This is a genomic window from Streptomyces wuyuanensis (genome assembly GCF_900103455.1).
In the GTDB taxonomy this organism is placed as follows: Bacteria; Actinomycetota; Actinomycetes; order Streptomycetales; family Streptomycetaceae; genus Streptomyces; species Streptomyces wuyuanensis.
The window spans coordinates 318,113-337,055 of record NZ_FNHI01000005.1; the positions used below are offsets into that span (position 1 = coordinate 318,113).

The window sequence follows — 18,943 nt, forward strand, 5'->3', positions numbered from 1 at the left end:
TGGCCCCAGAAGCCCTCATCCTCTGCCGAAAGTCCGCGGTCACATGCCGGTCACCCTCGCGTCCCTCGTCCAGCACTCCGCGCTCAAGCTGACCGTGCGCGCGGGGGAGGACCGGCTGGGGACGCCCGTGCGCTGGGTGCACGCCAGCGAGCTGGCGGACCCCGTGCCGTACATGGAGGGCGGCGAGCTGCTGCTCGTCACCGCGATGACGCTCGACGCCGCCGACCGCGAGGCGATGCGCCGCTATGTGCGGCGGCTCGCGGGCGCGGGCGTCGTGGGGCTGGGCTTCGCCGTCGGGGTCAACTACGACGACATCCCCGACGCGCTGCTGGAGGCGGCCGAGTCCGAGGACTTCCCCCTCCTGGAAGTGCCCCGGCGCACGCCCTTCCTGGCCATCAGCAAGGCGGTCTCGGCGGCCATCGCGGCCGATCAGTACCGGGCCGTCACCGCGGGCTTCGAGGCCCAGCGGGAGCTGACGCGCGCCGCGCTCGCCGAGGGCCCCGCGGCCCTGCTCGCCAGGCTCGCCTCGCACGTCGACGGCTGGGCCGCGCTCTACGACGCCTCCGGTGCCGTCGTCGCCGCCGCTCCCGAGTGGGCCACCCGGCGCGCGGCCCGGCTCACGGGGGACGTGGAGCGCCTCCGGGAGCGGCCGGCACCCGCCAGCGCGGTCGTCGGTGGGACGGAGGACCGCGTCGAACTCCAGTCGCTGGGCACGGGGCGCAGGGTCCGGGGCGCGCTCGCGGTCGGCACGGGCGCGACGCTCGGCACGGCCGAGCGCTACGCCGTGCACTCCGCGGTGGCCCTGCTGACGCTGACGACCGAACGGTCGCGTTCGCTGCAGGCCGCCGAGCAGCGGCTCGGCGCCGCGGTGCTGAGGATGATGCTCTCCGGCCAGCCGGACCACGCCAGAACGGTCGCCGGGGACCTGTACGGAGGTCTGCTGGACGCCCCGTTCCGGCTGCTCATCGGCGAACCGGCCGGGGAGCCCGACCCGGCGGCCGAACACCCCCTGCACGCCCTCGCCGAAGTGCTGGAGTCCGCCGCCGCCCGGGCCGGCGAGTCCGTGCTGACCGTGTCGGAGAGCGACGACCGGCTCGTGGTGCTCGCAGCCGACGGGGGAGCGGTCGCGCTCGCCTGCGAGCCGTACACCGAACGCGAGACGGAGGAGGCGGGGGTCGTCGTCGGCATGTCGGCCCCGGCCGGGCCGATCGCGGCCGCCTCGGCGTACAAGCAGGCCGAACAGGCGCTCTCCGTCGCCCGCAGGCGGGGCAGGGCGCTCGTCGAGCACGAGGAGCTCGCGGCCGGCTCCGTACTGCCGCTGCTCGCCGACGACGCGGTGCGCGCCTTCGCCGACGGGATGCTGCGAGCCCTGCGGGAGCACGACGCGACCGGTCGCGGAGACCTCGTGGCATCGCTGCGCGCCTGGCTCTCCCGCCACGGCCAGTGGGACGCCGCCGCCGCCGACCTGGGTGTCCACCGCCACACCCTGCGCTACCGGATGCGGCGCGTCGAGGAGATCCTCGGCCGCTCGCTGGACGACCCGGACGTGCGCATGGAGCTCTGGCTGGCGCTCAAGGCGACGGAGAGCCCGCTCCCGGTCACGGGCCCGGTGGCGGAGTCGGAGTAGGCGCCCCATTCCCGGCCGTGCGGCCGGCGCCCCGCCCGTGAGCCCCGGCCCGGCCTCGGGCGTCGGGCCCCGGCCTCCGGTCCCGGCCCGATCCCCGGCCCGTTCCCGGCCCCGGGAAACCCGGACCACGGCATACGGCCGCGACGGCACCCGGGCCGGGGCCGTCGTCACGCAAAGCCGCGCTTCAGGCTGATCCGGCCGGGGAATTCTCGTCCTGCTGCCCGAACTCGGGCAGAAAGCATGGCATTCGGCTGCTGGACTCCTTAGGGTCCTGCCTCGTGATCACCAGTCGGGCGGGGAGGCTCCCGCCCGGCCGTCCACAAGACGAGAAGGACCGATGACACCACCCGCAGCAGGTGCCGGCACACCCGCTCCCGGCACACCCGGCGCGAGCGGACCGGAACCCGGCACCCCGCCCGGCACCGACGCCGGCGCCGAACCAGGCTCAGCCCTCACCGCCGTACCCGGTGCCGCGTCCGCCGTGGAGGACGAGGTGGCCGCCGCGCCCGGCCGCCGGATATCGGGCCCGGTCTGGGCCGCGCTCGCCATCGTCTACGTCGTGTGGGGCTCCACGTACCTCGGCATCCGCGTGGTCGTGGAGACCATGCCGCCGTTCCTGTCGGCCGGAGCGCGCTTCGTCACCGCAGGGCTGATCCTCGCCGCGATCGTCGCCTGGCGGCAGGGGCCGTCCGCCCTCCGCGCCACCCGCGCGCAGTTGGTCTCCGCCGCCGTCGTCGGACTGCTGCTGCTCCTCGGCGGCAACGGACTCGTCGTCCTCGCCGAGACCGCCGTTCCCTCCGGACTCGCCGCGCTCCTGGTCGCGGTCGTCCCGGCCTGGGTCGTCGTCCTGCGGCGTGCGTCGGGCGAGCGCCCGGGCGTCGGTGCGTACGGCGGAGTCCTCCTCGGGCTCGCGGGACTCGCCGTGCTGACCCTGCCGGGCCTGAGCGGCGACGTCCGCCTCTGGGGTGTGCTGACCGTGGTCGCCGCGACCGTCATGTGGTCGGTGGGCTCCTTCTCCTCCTCCCGCATCCCCATGCCCGGCAACCCGTTCGCCGCGAGCGCCTTCGAGATGGTCGCGGGCGGCATCGGCTGTCTGCTCGTCGGACTGGGCCGCGGTGAACAGCAGGGTTTCGTGCTCGCCGAGGTGTCCGGCCGCTCCTGGACCGCCCTCGCGTATCTCGTCGTCTTCGGCTCGCTGATCGCGTTCACGGCCTACGCCTGGCTGCTGCACTCGGCCCCGCTGTCACTCGTGGCCACCTACGCCTACGTCAACCCCGTCGTCGCCGTACTCCTCGGCGCGCTGGTCCTCGGCGAGCAGCTGACCTGGCCGATCGCCGTCGGCGGTGCGGTCGTCGTCGCCGGCGTCTGTCTGATCGTCAGCACCGAACGCCGCCGCTGACGGCGGCGGCGTTCGGTGCACTCGCCAAAGCGGCAGAGCGACCCGGCCGACCACTCCAAGGCGGACAACCCACGATCCGGCCCGGCCGCCCTACCGTGTGAGGAGAGGAACCCACTACTTCGGAAGGGCCGGGACCCCATATGACTTCCACCCACGCCTTCTGGCTCGCCGGCCGCCAGGCCACCGGCGAGACGACCTTCGACGTGACGTCCCCCTGGGACGGCCGTCTCGTCGGCACGGTCTCCGTCCCGACCGATGCACAGGTCGAGGAGGCCGTTGCCGCGGCCCACGCGGTCGTGGACGATTTCGCGGCGACCCCGGCCCACGTCCGCGCCGCCGCTCTCGACCACGTCTCCCGGCGTCTCGTCGAGCGCACCGAGGAGATCGCCCAGCTGATCTCCGCCGAGAACGGCAAGCCGCTCAAGTGGGCCCGCGGCGAGGTCGGCCGCGCGGTCTCCGTATTCCGCTTCGCCGCCGAGGAGGCCCGCCGCTTCAACGGGGGCGAGGCGCAGCGCCTCGACACGGACGCCGGCGGCCAGGGCCGCCTCGCCCTGACCCGCCGTTTCCCGAAGGGCGTCGTCCTCGGCATCGCGCCGTTCAACTTCCCGCTGAACCTGTGCGCCCACAAGATCGCCCCGGCCATCGCCGTCGGCGCGCCGATCATCCTCAAGCCCGCTCCGGCCACCCCGCTGTCCGGTCTGATCCTCGGTGAGCTGCTCGCCGAGACCGAGCTGCCCGCCGGCTCCTGGTCGGTGCTTCCGGTTCCGAACGACAAGATGCCCGCCCTCGTCCAGGACGAGCGCCTCCCGGTCATCTCCTTCACGGGCTCCGACAAGGTCGGCTACGCGATCATGGACTCGGTGCCGCGCAAGCACTGCACCCTGGAGCTCGGCGGCAACGGCGCGGCCGTCGTGCTCGCCGACTTCGCCTCCGAGGAGGACCTGGACTGGGCGGCGACCCGTATCGCCACCTTCTCCAACTACCAGGGCGGCCAGTCCTGCATCTCCGTGCAGCGCGTGATCGCCGACGCCTCCGTGTACGACCGGCTGCTGCCGAAGATCGTCGCCGCGGTCGAGGCGCAGCGCACCGGCGACCCGTCCGACCCGACCACCGACGTCGGCCCGCTGGTCAGCGAGGACGCCGCCAAGCGCGTCGAGTCCTGGGTCGACGAGGCGGTCGCGGCCGGTGCCCGGCTCCACGCCGGCGGCAAGCGCGACGGCGCCTCCTACGCCCCGACCGTGCTCACCGGCGTGCCCGCGGACACCACGCTCGCCTGCGAGGAGGTCTTCGGGCCGGTCCTCACCGTGACGAGCGTCGACGGCGAGGCCGAGGCCTTCGCTGCGGTCAACGACTCCAAGTACGGCCTCCAGGCAGGCGTGTTCACCCACGATCTGCAGGCCGCCTTCCGCGCCCACCGGGCGCTGGAGGTCGGTGGAGTGATCGTCGGCGATGTTCCGTCCTACCGTGCCGACCAGATGCCCTACGGCGGCGCCAAGCAGTCCGGCGTGGGCCGCGAGGGCGTGAAGTTCGCCATGGACGACTACACGTACGAGCGGGTGCTGGTCCTCACCGGACTCGCCCTGTAGAACCACCCGGACCGACGGAAGCCGTAGGTCCGGGACCGACGGCCGGAGCCCACTGTGCGGGGGCTCCGGCCGTCCTTTTGCGTTCGTCGACCACCGTGTCCTCGGCCCGGTCGAGCAGGAGGCTCCGCGAAGGCGGGGGGAACGGGTCAGCGGAAGTCGGCCGCGTGGTCGCGAGCCCAGATGGCGTACGGGCGCGGCGGCCGGCCGGTGACCGCGTCGGCGGTGACCGGCCCCGGGGCGTCCTGGGGTCCGGTCCGCTCCTCGCCCGACGGCTCGGGGACAAACTCCGCTCCGGAGTGGTCCTCGTCGGGGACGGACTCCGCCCCGGAGTAGTCCTCGTATCCGAGGAGGAAGTCGGCGTTCGCCGCGGCCCATCCGCCCTGTGCGCGGTAGAAGGCGCGGGCCCGGTCGACGGTGGTGTGGTCGAGGCGGATCTCCTCACCGAGGGCCTCGGCGATGGCCGCCACCTGCTCCCGGGCGGTGAGTGTCTGCGGACCGGACAGGGTGGGGGCGGTGCCGACGTGCCCGTCCTCGACGAGCGCGGTGGCGACGACCTCGGCGATGTCCCACTCGTGGACCGGGGCGCCGGTACGTTCGGGGAACGGCTCGACGACGGTGCGGTCGGCGCGGATCGACGGACCCCACATGTACAGGGAGTTGACGGCGAACTCGCCGGGCCGGACATGGGTCCACTCCAGGCCCGAGGCCTCCACGGCCCGTTCGACCGGGAGGTGGTACTCGGTGTCCCAGCCGGCGGTGACGGCGGCGGACGAGAGGAGCACGATCCGGCGCACCCCCGCCCTCACCGCCAGGTCCACGACCTCCTCGGCCGCTTCGAGGACCGGGAAGAGGAACATCCTCTCCACCCCGGCCAGAGCGTCCGGCAGCGTCCCGGGCCGCTCCAGGTCACCCGGGACGACCTGTGTGCCGGCGGGCAGCCGGGCGGTGTCCGGCCGGCGCGTCAGGGCCCGCACGCTCTCACCGGCCTTCAGCAGCTCGGCCACCACATGCCGGCCCACGTTCCCGGTCGCTCCGGTCACCAAGATCGTCACTTGGACTCCACGTCCCCTCGACTCTGCACTCGGATGCCGTTCTCGAGCATGCGGATGACCGCGGTCGCGACGCCGTGCCGCGGCAGGACGCCGCGGCCGGCCGAGTCGCAGCCGGTGTAGACGAGTGCCCACAGCGTGTCCTGGATCCACTGCACGGCGAGGTCGGGGTCGAAGACCCCCTCCGCCTGTCCGCGCTTGATCAGGTCGGCCATCATCTGTGCCACGGAGTCCGGTTCGTCGCCCGCCTCGTAGCCTTCGAGGACGCTGGAGTCGCCGTACAGGAACAGCAGTCGGTCGCCGGCGTCGACCATGGCCGTGACCAGTCGGCGCAGGGCCGCCAGAGGAGGCCCCTCGTCCACCGCCGCGTCCTGGATCGACTGCTGGATCACCAGATAGGCGTCGGCCACGGCTGCCTCGACCAGCACGTCCCGGTCCGGGAAGTAGCGGTGCAGCGTGCTGCGACCGACCTGGGCGGCCCTGGCGATGTCGGCGAGCGTCGCGGCCCGGTCCCGGGCCAGCACCTCGGCGGCCGCGCCCAGGATGGCGCGGCGTGTGCGACTACGCGTTCCGGACTCCATAACAGCGCCATCCATGCACCGAAGCTAGCAAATGCTCATCCAATTCAAGAGCTTGCCATCTTGGTTTGGGACATTGATGTCTCATTTGAGTGCTTCGGAATCCTGTCGATGCGGTCGATCAGGCTGCGGATGCCGAGGGCATCGATCCGGTCGTGGGGGCGGGGTTACCGCCTCCGGGCCCCGCTGCGGAAGCGTGCCCCCGAAGCCGAAGCCGAAGCCGAAGCCGAAGCCGAAGCCGAAGCCGGAGCCGGAGCCGGAGCCGGAGCCGGAGCCGGAGCCGGAGCCGGAGCCGGAGCCGGAGCCGGAGCCCTTGTCGTTGCCCTGCGTCCTCCCGCGCGGAGGCTCCGACGGCCCTTCTGTGGTAGCCGGACGGGATCCACCCGGCTGCCCCGCAGGACTGGTGAGGCGGCCGGTATTCGGGTAGATACGGACGAGTAGCACCGGACGGTAATTCCGGTCCGGCCGCCCTCCGACAGCGGCGAGGTGAGTCCCTCATGTCCGCACCATCCACTCCGCAGGACGCCCCGAAGGTCTCCGTGTCCCCCGAGGCCACAGGGGCACCAAAGGTCACCGAGCGTGAGGCACGCCAGGTCGCCGAGGCCGCGCGCGAGCAGAGCTGGCGCAAGCCGAGCTTCGCCAAGGAGCTGTTCCTCGGCCGTTTCCGGCTCGACCTGATCCACCCCCATCCGCTGCCGGCCTCCGAGGACGTGCAGCGCGGCGAGGAGTTCCTCGCCAAACTGCGCGACTTCTGCGAGACGAAGATCGACGGGGCGCTGATCGAACGCCAGGCCAGGATCCCCGACGAGGTGATCGAGGGCCTCAAGGAACTCGGCGCGCTCGGCATGAAGATCGACACGAAGTACGGCGGCCTCGGCCTCACCCAGGTGTACTACAACAAGGCCCTGGCCCTGGTCGGCTCCGTGAGCCCCGCCATCGGAGCGCTGCTGTCCGCGCATCAGTCGATCGGCGTACCGCAGCCGCTGAAGATCTTCGGTACCCAGGAGCAGAAGGAGAAGTTCCTCCCGCGCCTGGCCCGCACCGACATCTCGGCGTTCCTGCTGACCGAGCCCGACGTCGGTTCCGACCCGGCGCGCCTGGCCACCACGGCCGTGCCGGACGGCGACGACTACGTGCTCGACGGCGTGAAGCTGTGGACGACCAACGGTGTCGTCGCCGACCTCCTCGTCGTCATGGCCCGCGTCCCCAAGTCCGAGGGCCACAAGGGCGGCATCACCGCCTTCGTCGTCGAGGCGGGCGACGAGGGCATCACCGTCGAGAACCGCAACGCCTTCATGGGCCTGCGCGGCATCGAGAACGGCGTGACCCGCTTCCACCAGGTCCGGGTGCCCGCCGCGAACCGCATCGGCCCCGAGGGCGCCGGGCTGAAGATCGCCCTGACCACGCTGAACACCGGCCGTCTGTCCTTGCCGGCGATGTGCGTGGGCGCGGGCAAGTGGTGCCTGAAGATCGCCCGCGAATGGTCCGCCGTCCGCGAGCAGTGGGGCAAGCCGGTCGCCAAGCACGAGGCCGTCGGCGCGAAGATCTCCTTCATCGCGGCGACCACCTTCGCCATGGAGGCCGTCGTCGACCTGGCATCCCAGATGGCCGACGAGGACCGCAACGACATCCGCATCGAGGCGGCCCTCGCCAAGCTCTACGGTTCCGAGATGTCCTGGCTCATCGCCGACGAGCTGGTCCAGATCCGCGGCGGACGCGGCTTCGAGACGGCGGAGTCCCTCGCCGCTCGCGGCGAACGGGCCGTACCCACCGAGCAGTTGCTGCGCGACCTGCGCATCAACCGCATCTTCGAGGGTTCCACCGAGATCATGCATCTGCTGATCGCGCGCGAGGCGGTGGACGCGCACCTCTCCGTGGCCGGCGACATCATCGACCCCGACAAGTCGCTGGGCGACAAGGCCAGGGCGGGTGCTGCGGCCACGGCGTTCTACGCCCGCTGGCTGCCCAAGCTGGTCGCGGGGCCGGGCCAGCTGCCCCGCTCGTACGCCGAGTTCCACCCGCGCGGGCACACGGACCTCTCCGTGCACCTGCGGTACGTGGAGCGCACCTCGCGCAAGCTCGCGCGCTCCACGTTCTACGCCATGTCGCGCTGGCAGGGCCGGATGGAGACCAAGCAGGGCTTCCTCGGCCGTGTCGTCGACATCGGCGCGGAGCTGTTCGCGATGAGCGCCGCCTGCGTACGGGCCGAACTGCTGCGCAGGACCGGGGAGCACGGCCGGGAGGCCTACCGGCTGGCCGACGCCTTCTGCCGGCAGTCCCGCATCCGGGTCGAGGAACTCTTCGGACGTCTGTGGACCAACACCGACGACCTCGACCGCTCGGTGGTGAAGGACGTCCTCGCCGGCTCCTACACCTGGCTCGAGGAGGGCGTACTCGACCCGAGCGGCGACGGCCCCTGGATCGCGGACGCGACCCCCGGCCCGTCGATGCGGGAGAACGTCCACCGCCCGTTCCGCTGACGTACGGGCGCGCGGCCGCCGGTGCGAGCCGTCGCCTCCGGGCGGCGCCCGCACCGGCGGCGCGCAGGGGACGCACTGTCGGGGCCCGCGGCGGCAGCGGCCACAATGGGGGCATGAGCGACAGCCCAGCCCCTCTCGCCGATCCGCACATCGCCTTCGATCCCTCCGAAGGCCGCCGGGACATCGTCGTCCTCGGCTCCACCGGGTCCATCGGCACGCAGGCCATCGACCTGGTCCTGCGCAATCCCGACCGCTTCCGCGTCACCGCACTCTCCGCCGCCGGCGGGCGGATCGCCCTGCTCGCCGAGCAGGCGCACCGGCTCCGGGTGCGGTCGGTCGCCGTCGCCCGCGAGGAGGCCGTCCCCGAGCTCCGCGAGGCCCTGCGGGCGCGGTACGGAACGGGCGAGCAGCTCCCCGAGATCCTGGCCGGGCCCGACGCGGCGACCCAGCTCGCCGCCTCCGACTGCCACACCGTCCTCAACGGCATCACCGGATCCATCGGCCTCGCCCCCACCCTCGCCGCGCTCGAAGCGGGCCGCACCCTCGCGCTCGCGAACAAGGAGTCGCTCATCGTCGGCGGCCCGCTGGTGAAGGCCCTGGCGAAGCCCGGCCAGATTATCCCCGTCGACTCCGAGCACGCCGCGCTGTTCCAGGCGCTCGCCGCCGGTACCCGCGCCGACGTCCGCAAGCTCGTCGTCACCGCCTCCGGCGGCCCGTTCCGCGGGCGCACCAGGGCCGAGCTCTCCCGGGTCACCCCCGAGGACGCCCTGGCCCATCCCACCTGGGCGATGGGCCCGGTGATCACGGTCAACAGCGCCACCCTGGTGAACAAGGGCCTGGAGGTCATCGAGGCGCACCTGCTCTACGACATCCCGTTCGACCGCATCGAGGTCGTGGTCCACCCCCAGTCCTACGTTCACTCGATGGTGGAGTTCACCGACGGCTCCACACTCGCCCAGGCGACGCCGCCGGACATGCGGGGCCCCATCGCCATCGGCATCGGCTGGCCCGAGCGGGTGCCGGACGCCGCCCCCGCCTTCGACTGGTCGACGGCCTCCACCTGGGAGTTCTTCCCGCTCGACGACGAGGCCTTCCCGTCCGTGGCACTGGCCCGGCACGTAGGCGAGCTGGGCGGCACCGCCCCGGCGGTGTTCAACGCCGCGAACGAGGAATGCGTCGACGCATTCCTCGGGGGACGGCTGCCGTTCAACGGAATCATGGATACGGTCACTGCAGTCGTCGGCGAACACGGCACCCCCGGCCGGGGAACCTCGCTGACGGTCCCGGACGTCCTGGAAGCGGAGACCTGGGCGCGCGCCCGCGCCCGGGAACTGGCCGCACTGGCAGAGAAGGCGACAGCGGAGGCTCGCGCATGACGATTCTGTTGACGGTCCTCGGCATAGCGCTCTTCGCCGTCGGACTGCTCTTCTCCATCGCCTGGCACGAGCTCGGCCATCTCTCGACCGCCAAGCTCTTCGGTATCCGCGTGCCCCAGTACATGGTCGGCTTCGGCCCCACCATCTGGTCGCGGCACAAGGGCGAGACCGAGTACGGGATCAAGGCCATCCCGGCCGGTGGCTACATCCGCATGATCGGGATGTTCCCGCCCGGCCCGGACGGCCGGGTGGAGGCCCGGTCCACCTCCCCGTGGCGGGGCATGATCGAGGACGCCCGCACCGCGGCCTTCGAGGAGCTCAAGCCCGGAGACGAGACCCGGCTCTTCTACACGCGCAAGCCGTGGAAGCGCGTCATCGTGATGTTCGCGGGCCCGTTCATGAACCTGGTGCTCGCCGTCGCGATCTTCCTGGGCATCTCGATGTCGTTCGGCTTCGCGACCCAGACCACCCAGGTCGCCGGTGTGCAGCAGTGCGTCATTCCGCAGAGCGAGGAACGCAGCACCTGCAAGTCCTCCGACCCCGAGTCCCCGGCGGCCGCCGCCGGACTGCTCAAGGACGACCGGATCGTCGCCTTCAACGGGGTGCCGGTGAACGACTGGGGCGACCTGTCCAGCCGTATCCGCGACACCATCGGCCCGGCCACCATCACGGTCGACCGCGGCGGCGAGGAGAAGGTCCTCGAGGCGACCCTGCTGAAGAACATGGTGGCCAAGAAGGACGCCGACGGGCAGGTCGTCCCCGGCGAGTTCGTGCCGGCCGGCTACCTCGGTTTCGCGGCGAGGACGGAGATCGTGCCGCAGACCTTCGGGCAGTCCCTGGACCGCATGGGCGACATGTTCGAGAACGGCGTCCAGTCGATCATCTCGCTCCCCGCCAAGGTGCCGGACCTGTGGGACGCCGCCTTCGCCGACGGCGAGCGCAAGGACGACTCCCCGGTCGGGGTGGTCGGCGCTGCCCGGATCAGCGGAGAGGTGCTCAACCTCGACGCCCCCACCCAGAACATCGTCGCGACGTTCCTGATGCTGCTCGCCGGTTTCAACCTCTCGCTCTTCCTGTTCAACATGCTGCCGCTGCTGCCGCTCGACGGCGGGCACATCGCGGGGGCGCTCTGGGAATCGGTGCGCCGCAACGTCGCCCGGCTGTTCCGCCGGCCCGACCCCGGCCCCTTCGACGTGGCGAAGCTGATGCCCGTGGCCTACGTGGTCGCAGGGATCTTCATCTGCTTCACGCTCCTCGTGCTGGTGGCGGACATCGTGAACCCGGTCAAGATCTCCTAGGGATCTCCCAGGGAGCGTGTTTCCCCGGAGGAAGCCGCCCGGATCCCGGGTGGAAACCGCGGCCGGACACCGTGTGGCGTCCGGCCGCGTCTCTTCGGGTGGTTTGCCGCCGCGGTGTGCTGGGCTCCGGGCCCGTGGCGTAATGTCGAAGCCTGGAGCCCGCCCTGTCAGGGCCTCGATCCACACCTTGGGGTTGCACAGCAGATGACCGCGATTTCTCTCGGAATGCCGTCCGTTCCGACCAAGCTCGCCGACCGGAGGATCAGCCGCAAGATCCAGGTCGGCACGGTCGCCGTCGGTGGCGACGCGCCCGTGTCGGTGCAGTCGATGACGACGACGCGGACCTCCGACGTCGGCGCCACGCTGCAGCAGATCGCCGAGCTCACCGCGTCCGGCTGCCAGATCGTCCGCGTCGCGTGCCCCACGCAGGACGACGCCGACGCGCTCTCCACCATCGCCCGGAAGTCGCAGATCCCGGTGATCGCGGACATCCACTTCCAGCCGAAGTACGTCTTCGCGGCCATCGACGCGGGCTGTGCCGCGGTCCGCGTCAACCCCGGCAACATCAAGCAGTTCGACGACAAGGTCAAGGAGATCGCCAAGGCGGCCAAGGACGCCGGCACTCCCATCCGCATCGGTGTGAACGCGGGCTCGCTCGACCGGCGGCTGCTCCAGAAGTACGGCAAGGCCACCCCCGAGGCGCTCGTCGAGTCGGCGCTGTGGGAGGCCTCCCTCTTCGAGGAGCACGACTTCCGCGACATCAAGATCTCGGTCAAGCACAACGACCCGGTCGTCATGGTCAACGCCTACCGGCAGCTGGCCGCCCAGTGCGACTACCCGCTCCACCTGGGCGTGACCGAGGCCGGCCCCGCCTTCCAGGGCACCATCAAGTCCGCGGTCGCCTTCGGCGCACTGCTCAGCGAGGGCATCGGCGACACCATCCGTGTGTCGCTGTCCGCGCCCCCGGCGGAGGAGGTCAAGGTCGGCATCCAGATCCTGGAGTCGCTGAACCTGCGCCAGCGCCGGCTCGAGATCGTCTCCTGCCCGTCCTGCGGCCGCGCCCAGGTCGACGTCTACAAGCTGGCCGACCAGGTCACCGCGGGCCTCGAGGGCATGGAGGTGCCCCTGCGCGTCGCCGTCATGGGCTGCGTCGTGAACGGTCCCGGCGAGGCCCGCGAGGCCGACCTGGGTGTCGCCTCCGGCAACGGCAAGGGCCAGATCTTCGTCAAGGGCGAGGTCATCAAGACGGTGCCCGAGTCGAAGATCGTCGAGACCCTCATCGAGGAGGCGCTGAAGATCGCCGAGCAGATGGAGAAGGACGGCGTGGCCTCCGGGGAGCCCGAGGTCTCCGTCAGCTGACCACCCGCCGTCGGGGCCGGGTCCGCGCAGGCGGCCCGGCCCTTTCGCGTGAGGGGCCCGGTCCCGGGTATCCGGGTACAGTGCACAGACCGGCAGGCCGTACACCATCACGGGTACGCGCAGGGGCCGGCCGACCGAGCGGCACCTGTCGTTGCCCGCAAGGAGTGATGGAGGGCCCTCTCGTGTTGACGCAGACGACCACCCGGGTCCTCGACCCCGAAGACCTCGGGGCGGCCCTCGCGCTCCTGGAGAGCGAACCCGTCACCAACGCCTTCGTCACGGCCCGCGTCCAGGTCGCCGGACTCGACCCGTGGCGCCTGGGTGGCGAGATGTGGGGCTGGTACGCGGACGGACGGCTCCGCTCGCTCTGCTACTCGGGCGCCAATCTGGTCCCCATCTGCGCCACCCCCGAGGCCGTGCGCGCCTTCGCCGACCGCGCCCGCAGAGCGGGCCGCCGCTGCTCGTCGATCGTGGGCCCGGCGGAGACCGCGTCCATGCTGTGGAAGCTGCTGGAGCCCAGCTGGGGGCCCGCCCGCGAAGTCCGCGCCCACCAGCCGCTCATGGTCACCGAGTCCATGCCCCCGGACATCGAGCCCGACCCGTACGTGCGGCGCATCCGCAAGGACGAGATGGACGTGATCATGCCGGCGTGCGTGGCCATGTTCACCGAGGAGGTCGGCGTCTCCCCGATGGCCGGCGACGGCGGACTGCTCTACCAGGCCCGGATCGCCGAACTCGTCGGCACGGGCCGCTCCTTCGCCCGTATCGACGACGGCAAGGTCGTCTTCAAGGCCGAGATCGGCGCCGCCACCCCGCTGGCCTGCCAGATCCAGGGCGTCTGGGTCGCTCCCGAGTACCGCGGCCGGGGGTTGTCCGAAACCGGGATGGCGGCCGTGATCCGCTATGCCCTCGCCGATGTCGCACCGGTCGTCAGCCTGTACGTGAACGACTACAACACCGCCGCCCGCGCGGCGTACCGGCGGGTGGGGTTCCGCGAGGTCGGTGCGTTCATGAGCGTGCTGTTCTGAGCGGCCGGCGGAGAAGTAGGGTTCCCGCATGGAACACGATGTCGAGGTCGCGCCGGTCAACCTCGCCGCGCGCGTGGACGACGCCCTCTCCGTGCAGGCCCTCGCCTTCGGCCTCACCGAGGAAGAGATCGGCATCCGCCGCCACATCGTGCTCCGGCACCTGCTCTGCCCCGGCGCCCACGCACTCGGCGCCACCACCCGCGGCGGCCGTCTCGTGGGGTTCGTGTACGGGATGCCGAACGACCGCACCCACTGGTGGTCCACGGTCGTGGAGCCGTACCTGCGCGGCAACGGCTCCGACGACTGGCTGGACGATTCGTTCGTGATCACCGAACTCCATGTGCACCCCGCCTACCAGGGACGAGGCATCGGCCGCCGGCTGATCACCACGATCACCGACGGGGCCGACCAGCCCCGCTCGATCCTGTCCGCGATCGACACGGAGAGCCCGGCCCGCGGGCTGTACCGGGCCCTCGGCTACCAGGACCTCGCACGCCAGGTCCTCTTCCCCAGCGCCCCGAAGCCGTACGCGGTGATGGGGGCACCGCTGCCCCTGCTGCGCGGCGCGTCAGGGCCTGCCGCACGGACGCGCGAGGGGCGTAAGGAGCGGAACTGATTTCCGCCCGCTGGCACCGCCCGGCTAACCTCCTGGACATCACCCTTTCTTGTACGCACTTGTACGCAGGAGACAATCCATGGCAGCCCAGGTCCAGCGCATGTCCCGTCTGATGGTCAAGACACTGCGCGACGACCCGGCGGACGCCGAGACGCTCAGCCACAAGCTGCTGGTCCGCGCCGGCTACGTCCGCCGGAACGCGGCGGGCATCTGGAGCTGGCTGCCCCTCGGCATGCGGGTCCTGGAGAACGTCGCCCGGGTCGTCCGCGAGGAGATGGACGCCATCGGCGCCCAGGAGGTCCTGCTGCCCGCGCTGCTGCCCAAGGAGCCGTACGAGCTGACCGGGCGCTGGGACGAGTACGGCGCCGAGCTGTTCCGGCTCCAGGACCGCAAGGGCGCGGACTACCTGCTCGGGCCTACGCACGAGGAGATCTTCACCCAGCTGGTGAAGGACCAGTGCACCTCGTACAAGGACCTCCCGGTCATCCTGTACCAGATCCAGACGAAGTACCGCGACGAGGCCCGTCCGCGCTCCGGCATCCTGCGCGGCCGCGAGTTCCAGATGAAGGACTCGTACTCCTTCGACACCACCGACGAGGGTCTGGCGGAGTCATACCGGCTGCACCGCGAGGCCTACGTCAAGATCTTCCAGCGCCTCGGCCTGGAGCACCGCATCGTCTCCGCCGTCTCCGGCGCCATGGGCGGCTCGGCCTCCGAGGAGTTCCTCGCCCCGGCCGCCGCCGGCGAGGACACCTTCGTCTACTGCCCCTCCTGCGACTACGCGGCCAACACCGAGGCCGTCACCTTCGAGCTGAAGCCGGTCTCCGGCGAGCACGGGCCCGTCGAGGAGCTGGACACCCCCGACACCCCGACCATCGAGACGCTCGCCGACCACCTCGGGGTGCCGGCGTCCGCCACGCTCAAGAACCTGCTGGTGAAGGTCGACGGCGAGATCGTCGCCGTCGGCGTGCCCGGTGACCGCGAGGTCGACCTGGGCAAGCTCACGGACCATCTGGCCCCGGCGGCCGTCGAGCTGGTCACCGCCGAGGACTTCGTCGGCCGCCCCGACCTGGTGCGCGGATACGTCGGCCCGCAGGGGCTGGAGAAGGTCCGCTACATCGCCGACCCGCGCGTCGCCCCGGGCACCGCCTGGATCACCGGCGCCAACAAGCAGGACAAGCACGCGCGGAACGTCGTCGCGGGCCGCGACTTCGAGGTCGACGACTACCTGGACGTGGTCGTCGTCGAGGACGGCGACCCGTGCCCCACCTGCGGCACCGGACTGAAGCTCGACCGCGCCATCGAGATCGGCCACATCTTCCAGCTGGGCCGCAAGTACACCGACGCCTTCCAGCTCGATGTCCTGGGCCAGAACGGCAAGCCGGTCCGCGTGACCATGGGCTCGTACGGCATCGGCGTCTCCCGCGCGGTGGCCGCCCTGGCCGAGCAGCACGCGGACGAGCAGGGCCTGTGCTGGCCCGGCGAGGTCGCCCCGGCCGACGTCCACGTCGTCGCCGCGGGCAAGGCGCTGCAGACCGAGCTCGCGCTCGACGTCGCGGAGAAGCTCGGCGCGGCGGGCGCGCGGGTGCTCGTGGACGACCGGGCCGGTGTCTCCCCGGGCGTGAAGTTCACCGACGCCGAGCTGATCGGCGTCCCGAAGATCCTCGTGGCGGGCCGCCGCTCCGCCGAGGGCGTCCTCGAGCTCAAGGACCGCCGCACGGGCGAGCGCGAGGAGCTGACGGTCGAGGAGGCCCTGGCGCGCCTCACCGCCTGAGCGCTGCGGCCCCGGGCCGCGACGGGACGCGGGGCGGCCCGGTGCGCACCGGGCCGCCCCGCTCCCATGGGCGTTTGTGTTCCCGGCGTACCGTCCTGGGCCCCGTCGGACCACGGCGACCGGGCGAGGCGGCCGTGCGCACTCCGGCGGGTCACAGCCAGCCGGCGAACTCCAGCGACACCTCGCCCTCGGCGCGCCGCCCCTCGGCGATCGCCCTCGTGCCCGACTCCACCGCGCGGAAGAGCGTCCAGCCGCGCAGCCGCTCCCGGTCGACGTCCAGCGAGTCGGCGAGCCTGTTCACCCGGCGACGGGCCGCGGAGGCACCGGAGGTGGTGGCGATCAGATCCTCGACCCGGTCCCGGGCCAGTCGCGCGAGGTCGTACGCGCGCTCGCCCACCAGCGGCTCCGGCCCGACCGCCAGCCAAGGCGTGCGGTCGCCCGCGAGCACCTTGCTCTGACGGAAGTTCCCGTGCAGCAGCAGCGACTCGGGGCAGTGGGCGAGCAGTTCCTCACGCGCGGCCAGCGCGTCGTCCACCAGCGCCTGCGGCGCCGTGCCGGCGCGGTCCGACAGCGCGGACACCTGACGAGCCGTGCGCTCGGCAACCGTCTCGAAGGCATGGCCGGACGGCGGCTCCACCCACAGCCGCCGCGCCGTGCCCGCAGCCTCGAGCAGCGCCTTGGCCTCCGGGAGCGAGCGCACGGACAGCTCGGGGTGCAGACGTTCCAGCAGCAGTGCGCCCCCGGAGCCGCCCAGCAGCCGAACCGCACCGAATCCGTTCCAGTGCGCGAGAGCCGCGCGCTCCGGCTCCGGTGCCGCGGACGGCGGCACCAGCTTGAGCGCGGCGGCCGTGCCGTCCTGCCGCCGCACGAGGACGATCAGGCTGCTCCGGCCACCGGGCGCCAGCACCCGTTCGATCTCCAGACCGCCGCGGGCTGCCGTCTCCTCGACGAGCTTCGGCAGCTGCCCGATCCATTCGTCGTCGCCGAGCGCCCGCACCAGACGCTGGGGCGGTTCGAAATCCATGCGTGCGTTGTTCCCCTTCACCGCGCCGCGGCTCGCTCGGCAAGTCCCGGAAAGGCTACGCCGGTGCCGCGCCACCGCACCGCCCGCACCGCCGCCTCGCGCAACGCCACCGCGGCGTCGTGGCGCTGCGGGCCCCGCGCGGCCCGCACGAGGTCGGAGTAGACGCCCGCGACCCGGTCCTCCAGCACCGCGGCGAGCCGTACCGCGGCCGCCGTGTCGGGTACCGCGAACGGCAGCGTGTAGGCGGCCTGTGCGGCGACGGGCCTCCCGCCGAGATCGCGGACCATGCGCTCCAGGGCGTCCCGTCGGGCCCGGTGCGCCGCGTACGCGGCCGCCGCCTCGGCGCGGCGGGCCTCGCCGACCCGGCCGCCGACCACGCCGTAGGCGTAGACGGCGGCGTGCTCGGCCGCGAGAGCGGCCTGCGCCGCGGCCAGGGTGTCGCTCATCAACGGGACCCTTCCGTCAGCAGATAGGCGTGGACCGCACCGGCCGCGGCGACCGAGGCCAACAGCCGTGCGTACTCCGGCGGGGCGCTGCTCAGTGCGGCGGTGTGCGCGTCCGCGGTGGTCCGCTCGGCCGCGGCGAGTTCGCGCACGGCCGCCCCGGCGTCGGCGGGCACCGGGGGCGCGGCGGGGCTCGCCGCTGACGACGGGCCGGGGCGCGCCGGACCGGACGCGGCCGGAGCGGGCGAGGCGGGGGACGACGGGGGACTGGACGCCGAAGGGGCCGGCGAGGTTCCCGGCAGGGGCCGCGAGCCGGTGGGCGCGAGCGCCTCGACGTGCCGTACGACCTCGGCCCGCAGCGGTGACAGCCGGGCCGCGAGCGCCGGATGCGCCGTCAGCACCGCGTCGTACCGCCGCAAGAGGGCAGCGCTCAGTTCGGCGCTGCGGCGACGCAGCAAGGTCTCCGCCGACTCGCTGCGGGTCGTGGCGCGCCGTGGGCCGGTCTCGTCCGAGGAACACCCGGTCAGCACCGCGGCGGCGGCCGCCCCGCCGGCGAAGAGCGCACGTCTGCGCGTCGTTCCCGTGCGCTCCACCTGGTCTCTCCTCGGGCCCTGTGACGCGTTCACCCGATCGGGTGGACGACGCCTTGATGTGATCACCGCAGGCGAGCGTACCTGCGGGTCATCGGTGGGTGGACGGCAACACCCCCCGCGACCGGATACCCTTTGTGCTGACACACGACGAAACCCACAACAGCACACGCGGCCGAGGAGTCACCCGGATGAGCACCACCCAGAGCGAGAGGCTGCGCGGACTGCTCGAACCGCTCGTCAGCGCCGCGGACCTGGATCTGGAAGAGATCGAACTGTCCCGGGCCGGCCGTCGCCGTGTGCTCCGCGTCGTCGTGGATTCAGAGGAAGGCGTCGATCTCGACGCCTGCGCCGAGCTCAGCCGTGTCATCTCGGACCGGCTCGACGAGAGCGACGCCATGGGCGAGGGCGAGTACCAGCTCGAAGTGACCTCCCCCGGAGCGGAGCGCCCGCTCAAGGAGCCCCGCCACTACGTGCGCGCCAAGGGCAGACTCGCCCGGTTCCAGCTGACCGGCCCGGAGGGCAAGCCCGGCGAGGAACTGGTCGCGCGGATCCTCGGCGTGGACGACGACGGCCTCGACCTGGAGGTGCCGGGCGTGAAGGGGCGCAAGCCCACCGCCCGCAGACTCGCCTTCGGCGAGATCGCCCGGGCACGGGTGGAGCTCGAGTTCAACCGCAAGGACAAGAACGGCATTCAGAAAGAAGAGGAGGCGTAG

The 18,943-nt window shown here is 72.3% G+C and carries 16 protein-coding genes; 11 read left to right on the forward strand and 5 right to left on the reverse strand.

The genetic code is table 11. The annotated features are described in order from the left end of the window. Positions 1-43: 43 nt before the first annotated feature. From BLT82_RS10435 to BLT82_RS10445, 3 genes are all read left to right on the forward strand, one after another. Complete coding sequence (locus BLT82_RS10435; RefSeq protein ID WP_093653604.1) at positions 44-1,627, forward strand: PucR family transcriptional regulator; 1,584 nt, start codon at positions 44-46, stop codon at positions 1,625-1,627. Between the two features lie 337 nt (positions 1,628-1,964). Further along, positions 1,965-3,026 (forward strand): EamA family transporter, encoded by a 1,062-nt coding sequence (locus tag BLT82_RS10440; RefSeq protein ID WP_093653605.1) that lies wholly within the window; start codon positions 1,965-1,967, stop codon positions 3,024-3,026. Between the two features lie 140 nt (positions 3,027-3,166). Beyond that, on the forward strand, positions 3,167-4,612 hold the full coding sequence (locus BLT82_RS10445; protein ID WP_093653606.1) for an aldehyde dehydrogenase family protein: 1,446 nt from the start codon (positions 3,167-3,169) through the stop codon (positions 4,610-4,612). A 146-nt stretch (positions 4,613-4,758) separates the two neighbouring features. Here the strand turns inward: BLT82_RS10445 and BLT82_RS10450 are convergent, their stop codons facing one another. Next, positions 4,759-5,664, reverse strand: coding sequence for an SDR family oxidoreductase (locus BLT82_RS10450; protein ID WP_093653607.1), 906 nt, complete (start codon positions 5,662-5,664; stop codon positions 4,759-4,761). Next, entirely contained in the window at positions 5,661-6,257 is a 597-nt protein-coding gene (locus tag BLT82_RS10455; protein WP_093653608.1) for a TetR/AcrR family transcriptional regulator, read from the reverse strand. The genes BLT82_RS10450 and BLT82_RS10455 overlap by 4 nt, the downstream gene beginning before the upstream one ends. A 479-nt stretch (positions 6,258-6,736) precedes the next feature. Between BLT82_RS10455 and BLT82_RS10465 the strand changes: the two genes are divergently transcribed. The 7 genes from BLT82_RS10465 (at position 6,737) to BLT82_RS10495 (ending at position 16,170) form a co-directional block, all read left to right on the forward strand. Further along, entirely contained in the window at positions 6,737-8,719 is a 1,983-nt protein-coding gene (locus BLT82_RS10465; protein ID WP_093653610.1) for an acyl-CoA dehydrogenase family protein, read from the forward strand. Between the two features lie 113 nt (positions 8,720-8,832). Beyond that, positions 8,833-10,095 carry a 1-deoxy-D-xylulose-5-phosphate reductoisomerase gene (dxr, locus tag BLT82_RS10470; RefSeq protein ID WP_093653611.1) on the forward strand — a complete coding sequence of 421 codons (1,263 nt, stop codon included), beginning with the start codon at positions 8,833-8,835 and terminating at the stop codon, positions 10,093-10,095. Further along, positions 10,092-11,393, forward strand: coding sequence for a M50 family metallopeptidase (locus BLT82_RS10475; protein ID WP_093653612.1), 1,302 nt, complete (start codon positions 10,092-10,094; stop codon positions 11,391-11,393). The genes dxr and BLT82_RS10475 overlap by 4 nt, the downstream gene beginning before the upstream one ends. 204 nt (positions 11,394-11,597) lie before the next feature. Then, positions 11,598-12,752 carry a flavodoxin-dependent (E)-4-hydroxy-3-methylbut-2-enyl-diphosphate synthase gene (gene ispG / locus BLT82_RS10480; protein ID WP_093653613.1) on the forward strand — a complete coding sequence of 385 codons (1,155 nt, stop codon included), beginning with the start codon at positions 11,598-11,600 and terminating at the stop codon, positions 12,750-12,752. A 167-nt stretch (positions 12,753-12,919) separates the two neighbouring features. Then, the gene (locus BLT82_RS10485; protein WP_093653614.1) at positions 12,920-13,780 is read left to right on the forward strand and encodes a GNAT family N-acetyltransferase; all 861 of its coding nucleotides are present in this window, start codon (positions 12,920-12,922) and stop codon (positions 13,778-13,780) included. Positions 13,781-13,808: 28 nt separating this feature from the next. Continuing rightward, positions 13,809-14,396 carry a GNAT family N-acetyltransferase gene (locus BLT82_RS10490; RefSeq protein ID WP_093653615.1) on the forward strand — a complete coding sequence of 196 codons (588 nt, stop codon included), beginning with the start codon at positions 13,809-13,811 and terminating at the stop codon, positions 14,394-14,396. A gap of 79 nt (positions 14,397-14,475) precedes the next feature. Beyond that, positions 14,476-16,170, forward strand: a complete 1,695-nt coding sequence (locus BLT82_RS10495; RefSeq protein ID WP_093653616.1) for a proline--tRNA ligase — start codon at positions 14,476-14,478, stop codon at positions 16,168-16,170. Positions 16,171-16,321: 151 nt separating this feature from the next. On the opposite strand, the gene BLT82_RS10500 is transcribed toward BLT82_RS10495, so the two are convergent. From BLT82_RS10500 to BLT82_RS10510, 3 genes are read right to left on the reverse strand one after another with little or no spacing between them, the layout of a single operon-like run. Continuing rightward, the gene (locus BLT82_RS10500) at positions 16,322-17,194 is read right to left on the reverse strand and encodes an aminoglycoside phosphotransferase family protein (RefSeq protein WP_093653617.1); all 873 of its coding nucleotides are present in this window, start codon (positions 17,192-17,194) and stop codon (positions 16,322-16,324) included. A gap of 17 nt (positions 17,195-17,211) precedes the next feature. Further along, positions 17,212-17,640 (reverse strand): DUF4439 domain-containing protein, encoded by a 429-nt coding sequence (locus tag BLT82_RS10505; RefSeq protein WP_093653618.1) that lies wholly within the window; start codon positions 17,638-17,640, stop codon positions 17,212-17,214. After that, positions 17,640-18,230: a hypothetical protein gene (locus tag BLT82_RS10510; protein WP_093653619.1), complete on the reverse strand. Its 591-nt coding sequence runs from the start codon at positions 18,228-18,230 to the stop codon at positions 17,640-17,642. Before BLT82_RS10510 ends, BLT82_RS10505 begins: the two co-directional genes overlap by 1 nt. 188 nt (positions 18,231-18,418) lie before the next feature. On the opposite strand from BLT82_RS10510, the gene rimP reads away from it, so the two are divergent. Further along, entirely contained in the window at positions 18,419-18,943 is a 525-nt protein-coding gene (rimP, locus tag BLT82_RS10515) for a ribosome maturation factor RimP (RefSeq protein WP_093653620.1), read from the forward strand.

Excerpts from the sequence above, each read along its gene's own strand:
- BLT82_RS10435 (WP_093653604.1), top strand. The coding sequence starts at position 44 with ATGCCGGTCACCCTCGCGTCCCTCGTCCAGCACTCCGCGCTCAAGCTG.
- BLT82_RS10440 (WP_093653605.1), top strand. The coding sequence starts at position 1,965 with ATGACACCACCCGCAGCAGGTGCCGGCACACCCGCTCCCGGCACACCC.
- BLT82_RS10445 (WP_093653606.1), top strand. The coding sequence starts at position 3,167 with ATGACTTCCACCCACGCCTTCTGGCTCGCCGGCCGCCAGGCCACCGGC.
- BLT82_RS10455 (WP_093653608.1), bottom strand. The coding sequence starts at position 6,257 with ATGGATGGCGCTGTTATGGAGTCCGGAACGCGTAGTCGCACACGCCGC.
- BLT82_RS10465 (WP_093653610.1), top strand. The coding sequence starts at position 6,737 with ATGTCCGCACCATCCACTCCGCAGGACGCCCCGAAGGTCTCCGTGTCC.
- dxr (WP_093653611.1), top strand. The coding sequence starts at position 8,833 with ATGAGCGACAGCCCAGCCCCTCTCGCCGATCCGCACATCGCCTTCGAT.
- BLT82_RS10475 (WP_093653612.1), top strand. The coding sequence starts at position 10,092 with ATGACGATTCTGTTGACGGTCCTCGGCATAGCGCTCTTCGCCGTCGGA.
- ispG (WP_093653613.1), top strand. The coding sequence starts at position 11,598 with ATGACCGCGATTTCTCTCGGAATGCCGTCCGTTCCGACCAAGCTCGCC.
- BLT82_RS10485 (WP_093653614.1), top strand. The coding sequence starts at position 12,920 with ATGGAGGGCCCTCTCGTGTTGACGCAGACGACCACCCGGGTCCTCGAC.
- BLT82_RS10490 (WP_093653615.1), top strand. The coding sequence starts at position 13,809 with ATGGAACACGATGTCGAGGTCGCGCCGGTCAACCTCGCCGCGCGCGTG.
- BLT82_RS10495 (WP_093653616.1), top strand. The coding sequence starts at position 14,476 with ATGGCAGCCCAGGTCCAGCGCATGTCCCGTCTGATGGTCAAGACACTG.
- BLT82_RS10500 (WP_093653617.1), bottom strand. The coding sequence starts at position 17,194 with ATGGATTTCGAACCGCCCCAGCGTCTGGTGCGGGCGCTCGGCGACGAC.
- BLT82_RS10505 (WP_093653618.1), bottom strand. The coding sequence starts at position 17,640 with ATGAGCGACACCCTGGCCGCGGCGCAGGCCGCTCTCGCGGCCGAGCAC.
- rimP (WP_093653620.1), top strand. The coding sequence starts at position 18,419 with ATGAGCACCACCCAGAGCGAGAGGCTGCGCGGACTGCTCGAACCGCTC.